The sequence below is a fragment of the Alkalibaculum bacchi genome (genome assembly GCF_937875145.1).
GTDB classification, from domain to species: Bacteria; Bacillota; Clostridia; order Eubacteriales; family Alkalibacteraceae; genus Alkalibaculum; species Alkalibaculum bacchi_A.
Genome location: NZ_CALNCS010000092.1, coordinates 1 through 5412 on the forward strand (window position 1 = coordinate 1; position 5412 = coordinate 5412).

Below are 5412 nucleotides of genomic sequence, written 5' to 3' on the forward strand. Positions count from 1 at the left end.
GCCATATATAGTGTATTATAATAAAAATAACTATAAATACATACTAAAACGAGTTGCTTCGGATGAAAGGTGGGAGAATATTGCTGACTATTTATTTATCTATGTTAGATACAGAGCAGGAAAGACAAAAGATGACGGACCTATATGAGGAGCATAAATATGCCCTACTTAATTACGTTATGACGATTATTAGAAATCAAGATATGGCTGAGGATGCAGTACATAATGCTTTTATATCTATCATAGAAAAAAAGAAAAATATTTAAATTTAGACTGTATGGATTTCCGTCGCTCATCCGTTATTATAGTGAGGAACAAATGCATTGATATATTAAGAAAGCAAAAACCTTATGCTAATAAATCAATTGAGGAATTAGAGATATTTCTTGAGTCAGACAAGGTGCCTGTCGATGAGCAGGTTATTTTTGAGTCTGAGTATGAACTTATCCGTAAGTATATGAATTCAATTGACGAAATAAGTAAGCAAGTGCTACTTATGAAGTATATTTTAAATATGTCATATAAAGAAATTGGAAAGGAGCTTGGCATGACTCCAAAACATGTTGATACACGAATTATGAGAGCGAAGGAAAAAATTCGTAAACTAATAGAGAAGGATGTGAAGTATAATGAATAGAGATCAAGTGAATGATGTGGTTTTTGAGGCGTTATTCCGTCAGACAGTCATTGATGATTTTAATGAAGAGATTAATTCTATTCCAACAAATGAACAACTCGCCAAGATATATACATTTTCTCCGGAATTTGAAATACGAATGAAAAAACTTTTTATAAAAGACCGTAGCAGAAGTTTGCTTAAAAATACCATGCTTTACAGTAGGAGGGTAGCATCAGTTTTAATTATTGTATTAGGATTGCTATTTGGCACATTACTTTTTAATACTGAAGTTCGTGCTGCAGTTGAGAAGGTTCTCGTTGAATGGTATGAAAAATTTACTTCATTTACTTTTAGTGATGATGAGTTTATTGATAAGAAGAAAGATTGGACGTTAAATTACTTACCTGAAGGATCTACATTGAAGAATTATGAAGTACTAGGTCGTATTACAAATATAGAATTTATAAATGAACAGGGGGATAAATTTAGATTTTCTTATCGGCCAGAAGGGAGCATAACAAATATATCTATCGATAATGAAAACCATAAAATAGATAGATGTGAAATACTAAATAATGAGGCATATTGCATAAGTGCCGTAGACGATAAGTTTGATAATGGAGTTATCTGGAATATGAATGGTCATACCTTCGATCTGTGGGGTAAAATATCTATGAATGAATTGAAAAAGGTAGCAGAATCTATATCTGAAAATAAATAAAGAACTATTATTATAAAAAAATTAAAAATTTTCTAAAGAAGCCTCTCTATCGTTTTATGAAACGGATGCTGTTGCAAAAGGCTATACATATCGCCTTAGTATAACTGCAAAAGTGACAACAAATGGAGTAACGAAAACAGTGAATACTTCCGTAGAAGGAAAGTATCAATAAGAATGATGTTTTTAAAAGAGATATTTAAATGAATTTAATATTTAAATAAAGGAAGAGGTGATTTTTATGAAGAAGCGGATGATTCCAAGAAGTTAGTCAATCGAAAGTTAAAAGGCTGGCTCCTTATAAGTCGAAGTTCAATGGACCGCAGAGCCTGTCGAATAGTAGCGAGGAAAAGGGTGAGTCCAATGCAGTATATAAAACAGTATTTAATGCGGGGACTGGTCAGTAGACTTTAACTACAGAATTTATGGTTTTAAACATTTTGCGAATTTATCTACACTTTTTTATATTCCTTTTGCAAAAATCTTAAATTATAATCCATTCATATACTCATTGTTTCCAAATTGGAGACTGGAAGTAATGGATATTTCAGTGACGTTAGATATGCAGAGAATTGATTCCGATAGAATAGGGTGCAAACCGTAAAATACTTTCGTAGGATGAGAATAGATAGTGTTGACACAGGTGTTCAAGGGTCGTCTCGTAGATGATTTTTCAAAGGATGGCACCGATACATTAAAAATTTCAATAAAAGCAATAGAGTTATTATGAAATGAAGAGTACTAATCCTATTAAAAAAAGGAGTGTAAAATAATGATGAAAAAAACAAAAAAGTTAATGAGTCTTATCTACACATGTGCGATTCTAACTTCTGTTATTACACCAGTATTTGCAGCGAACACCCAAGGCGTAGAATACAATAATGCCGAAATTGCTTTGGCTGGACAGTATAATGCTATGGAAAACGTCAGCGTAGAACTTCAAAAGGAATCAGGTTTCACTGTTCACAAAATCAGCTTTCCCATAATTTCTGAACTGGTAGAGTCAAATCCTCGCACAGAAGGAGAAATTAGTACTGATAACATTATTGCAGCGCAAAGTCGTAAAAACACCCAGGTGCTCAAAGAATACATTAATGGGCTAAATTTATCTGATCAAGAAAAGGAGCTACAATTGAGGATCATAGAGGAGTCTGTGGCGGACGGTTATTTGGAAGGATATAAAGCTTACATCCCATCTGCAAGTAGCTCTACTCATACATTTTATGGAACATATTCTGGTAAAACATTTTATCAAAGACCAGCGTCAGAAATATCCATAAATTATAAAAGAGAAACTGAGCGAAATTTGGCGAATTTGAACAGCTGGCTTTCAACGGCAAAAGATCTTGTATTAAGCATTGAAAAACTCAGCTCCATTTCAATGGCGGTAACAGTGCTTGATATCGGATCACGTATGGTGAGAGATAATTACTCTGCAAAATCCGGAGACTATTCTGAATACTATGTCCGTACAGTCCGACGTACACGTGAAATAGGAATTATTGATGCATGGGGAGATTTCAAAACCGTGGTAGCGGGCGATAAAGTTGACCTATATCCGTATTCTATCTATCATTTTGCAGATCCTAAGATCTATAATCGTTCAGCTGCTGTTACCGAGTATATGAACGATTGGAGAACCCTTTACGCACAGCAGTATAACGATACTAGTGCTATTTTGAAGTTAGCATATGATCAACACATCCAAAGACCGGGTATAGTTTACATTCTGCAAGGCCCCGCAGTTAGTAGCAGTATCTTCAAATGGGAATTGAAGTAATCATTATGCTATTAAAGAAATATAGGGCTATTGTGATCATTGTCTTTATTTCCATCCTATTGGCAGTTTATTTTAGGCCAAGAACTTTGTGGGATACACTAGAACTAGAAGATATGGAATCCAATGGAATTACCTATTGTACTTTTTCTGATATTTCTCAAGTAAATACTGAAAATTGGTCTGGTACAGCATCTGAATTATTAGGACAATCCAATGAATTATTTGGTCCCTTGCTTCATGAAGTTTCAATATCCGGGCCGGTCTTTTATAAGAACAGCGTGATAAATCCTGATTTGGTTAACTTATATCTTTCATTGCCCAAGCAGAATGGGGTCTATCACTCAAGGACTATTGAATTAATTCTATCCTATGGAGATACTTCTGATGCCTATTCTGCCTTCATAAACATAGATAAGAGAGGATATTTTGTTACTTCAGGTAAATCTGTTATTGCCTTGTTCATTCAGAAGGCTAGAAACATTATGACAGATTCTTCTTTCTTACCTTTAGAAATCGTCGATTGATTTATAAGATTTCCATACACTACTCTAGAACCAGATGACAGTGAGAATACAAATAGCATAAAGTACAAGATGGGATGTTGTTATTGATAAGTATTTGTTATTTTATAAAACCTATGAAAAGGATATAAGTATTTTGAGGGTCTTGCATGGTTCAAAAAATTATCCGCAACTTTTTAAAAAGATGAAAGAAAATTTACCTATATACAAATAATATAAAAGAGAAAGGAAAAATTACCCCTAACTAATATCACTGATATGCTCCCCTTGTAGTAGACAGTTAAAATAACAAAACTGTTTACTACAAGGAGGAGTATTTTTTATGGGAAGAAAAAGTAGATTCACAACTTATGAAAAGTTAGAATATGTTCTTGGATGTATAGAGGACAAGGATTCTATCAATAATACTGCTAAACTAATTGGTGTGATTAATCCTATTTTGAATTAATCATTATTTTTTAAATATTTTTGCCCATATACTTTTATTTTTTCAAACTCTAATTGATGTCTTAAATCCAATTTTTCTAACTCCTGCTGTCTAGCTGATGTTATAAACTCATCGCCTTCATTTCGTAGATAATTTACATCTTCACTTAATATATTAGCTAGAGTCTTATATATATTTCTATTTTTAGGATAGGTAGAGCCACTCTCGTAACAAGAAATTGTTCTTAGAGAGATACCTGCTTTCTCAGCTAATTGGGCTTGGGTTTATCAGTTTTCTTGGTGAAGGGCAGGGTTATAGGCAACCATTCTACAAAAAATATCTCAACAGAATATGATGAAAAGATAGAAAATCTCCAAAAAGAAATGCTATCATTAATCGAAGAAAACGCAAAATAAGGAGCTGTGGCAGAAGATTTTGATGATGAATACAAAAGGATATCCGACGAGATAAATGAGCTGAAAAAGGCAAAAATAAGGCATATACAAGAGAAGAAACAGAATGAGATGTACGAAGAACGATTAATGGAGGCGGACAGTACCTTAAAGACTGTAAATCCACAGGTAAGAGAGTTTGATGAGGACTTGGTACGAAGGTTAATTGAAACCATCAAAGTGGGTAAAGAAGAAAGACTAGAGATACAGTTTGAATCAGGAATAGTTATGGAACAGATAGTAGATTATTATGGCTAGAAATATAGGAGTAGTAACTAAAATAAAGGAACAGGTTACTGCTCGGATAATAAGAGAATATTTGTGTAAAGACCTGTGGCTTAGTTTTATTAAAAATCTGCTAAGACTAAAATCCTCGGTAAGCTGCGGGTTTTATTGTTGGCAGATTTTAATTTACTAACTAAATTAAACATCGAGAAATTACAGCTGTCATGCTATAATCTATGTAGCTATTTTATAAAGACAATGGTTGAGTGTTGGAATTATTGATAATATAATCTGACGCCAAGGGGGGACTATCTACTTTGGGCATCAGAATCATCGCTTCAAGGCATTGTGAAGTAATTTGTAAGTTGGAAAAGCAATAAAAGATAGTAATAGCAATAGATTGGGGCATTGAACGTGTAGATGACATTCAATGCATTTTGTGTTATAGGGAATGTGTCCACTAGATTTTTTATCCGTGCTAATTAACTAGCAAGTGTGATTCAAGCAATGGATAAAAGCAGATTGAAAGAGCTCAGACATTCTTAAAGAAGAGCCAGAATATAAAACAATAATGGCTGCAATTAGTATAAAGACCTAAGATTTGCTAATAATGTCTTGTAAAAGCATATTTATAGATATACAATTACATTAGATTTGGATGTTCAGTTCG

At 33.3% G+C, this 5412-nt stretch carries 7 protein-coding genes and 1 pseudogene; 7 read left to right on the top strand and 1 reads right to left on the bottom strand.

Going from position 1 to position 5412, the window contains the following annotated elements; genetic code table 11:
- Window positions 1-80: 80 nt before the first annotated feature.
- The 6 genes from Q7P22_RS06075 (at window position 81) to Q7P22_RS06100 (ending at window position 4086) form a co-directional block, all read left to right on the top strand.
- On the top strand, window positions 81-266 hold the full coding sequence (locus Q7P22_RS06075; protein WP_303861965.1) for a hypothetical protein: 186 nt from the start codon (window positions 81-83) through the stop codon (window positions 264-266).
- 11 nt (window positions 267-277) lie between these two features.
- Window positions 278-637: an RNA polymerase sigma factor gene (locus tag Q7P22_RS06080; protein WP_303861968.1), complete on the top strand. Its 360-nt coding sequence runs from the start codon at window positions 278-280 to the stop codon at window positions 635-637.
- A complete protein-coding gene (locus Q7P22_RS06085; RefSeq protein WP_303861971.1) occupies window positions 630-1340 on the top strand; it encodes a DUF4367 domain-containing protein in 711 nt (236 codons plus the stop codon). Before Q7P22_RS06080 ends, Q7P22_RS06085 begins: the two co-directional genes overlap by 8 nt.
- A 769-nt stretch (window positions 1341-2109) precedes the next feature.
- Window positions 2110-3117 (top strand): hypothetical protein, encoded by a 1008-nt coding sequence (locus Q7P22_RS06090; protein ID WP_303861974.1) that lies wholly within the window; start codon window positions 2110-2112, stop codon window positions 3115-3117.
- Window positions 3102-3641 carry a hypothetical protein gene (locus tag Q7P22_RS06095; protein WP_303861977.1) on the top strand — a complete coding sequence of 180 codons (540 nt, stop codon included), beginning with the start codon at window positions 3102-3104 and terminating at the stop codon, window positions 3639-3641. Before Q7P22_RS06090 ends, Q7P22_RS06095 begins: the two co-directional genes overlap by 16 nt.
- A 319-nt stretch (window positions 3642-3960) precedes the next feature.
- Window positions 3961-4086, top strand: coding sequence for a hypothetical protein (locus tag Q7P22_RS06100; RefSeq protein WP_303861980.1), 126 nt, complete (start codon window positions 3961-3963; stop codon window positions 4084-4086).
- On the opposite strand, the pseudogene Q7P22_RS14940 reads toward Q7P22_RS06100, so the two are convergent.
- Window positions 4083-4337, bottom strand: a pseudogene (locus Q7P22_RS14940) (helix-turn-helix domain-containing protein); the annotation flags it as partial. The gene Q7P22_RS06100 and the pseudogene Q7P22_RS14940 overlap by 4 nt on opposite strands.
- 150 nt (window positions 4338-4487) lie before the next feature.
- On the opposite strand from Q7P22_RS14940, the gene Q7P22_RS06105 reads away from it, so the two are divergent.
- A complete protein-coding gene (locus Q7P22_RS06105; RefSeq protein ID WP_303861983.1) occupies window positions 4488-4775 on the top strand; it encodes a hypothetical protein in 288 nt (95 codons plus the stop codon).
- The last annotated feature ends 637 nt before the right edge of the window (window positions 4776-5412 follow it).

Bases quoted from the DNA above. Each gene is read 5' to 3' on its own strand.
- Q7P22_RS06090 (WP_303861974.1), top strand. From the start codon at position 2,110: ATGATGAAAAAAACAAAAAAGTTAATGAGTCTTATCTACACATGTGCG.
- Q7P22_RS06095 (WP_303861977.1), top strand. From the start codon at position 3,102: ATGGGAATTGAAGTAATCATTATGCTATTAAAGAAATATAGGGCTATT.
- Q7P22_RS06085 (WP_303861971.1), top strand. From the start codon at position 630: ATGAATAGAGATCAAGTGAATGATGTGGTTTTTGAGGCGTTATTCCGT.
- Q7P22_RS06100 (WP_303861980.1), top strand. From the start codon at position 3,961: ATGGGAAGAAAAAGTAGATTCACAACTTATGAAAAGTTAGAATATGTT.
- Q7P22_RS06080 (WP_303861968.1), top strand. From the start codon at position 278: ATGGATTTCCGTCGCTCATCCGTTATTATAGTGAGGAACAAATGCATT.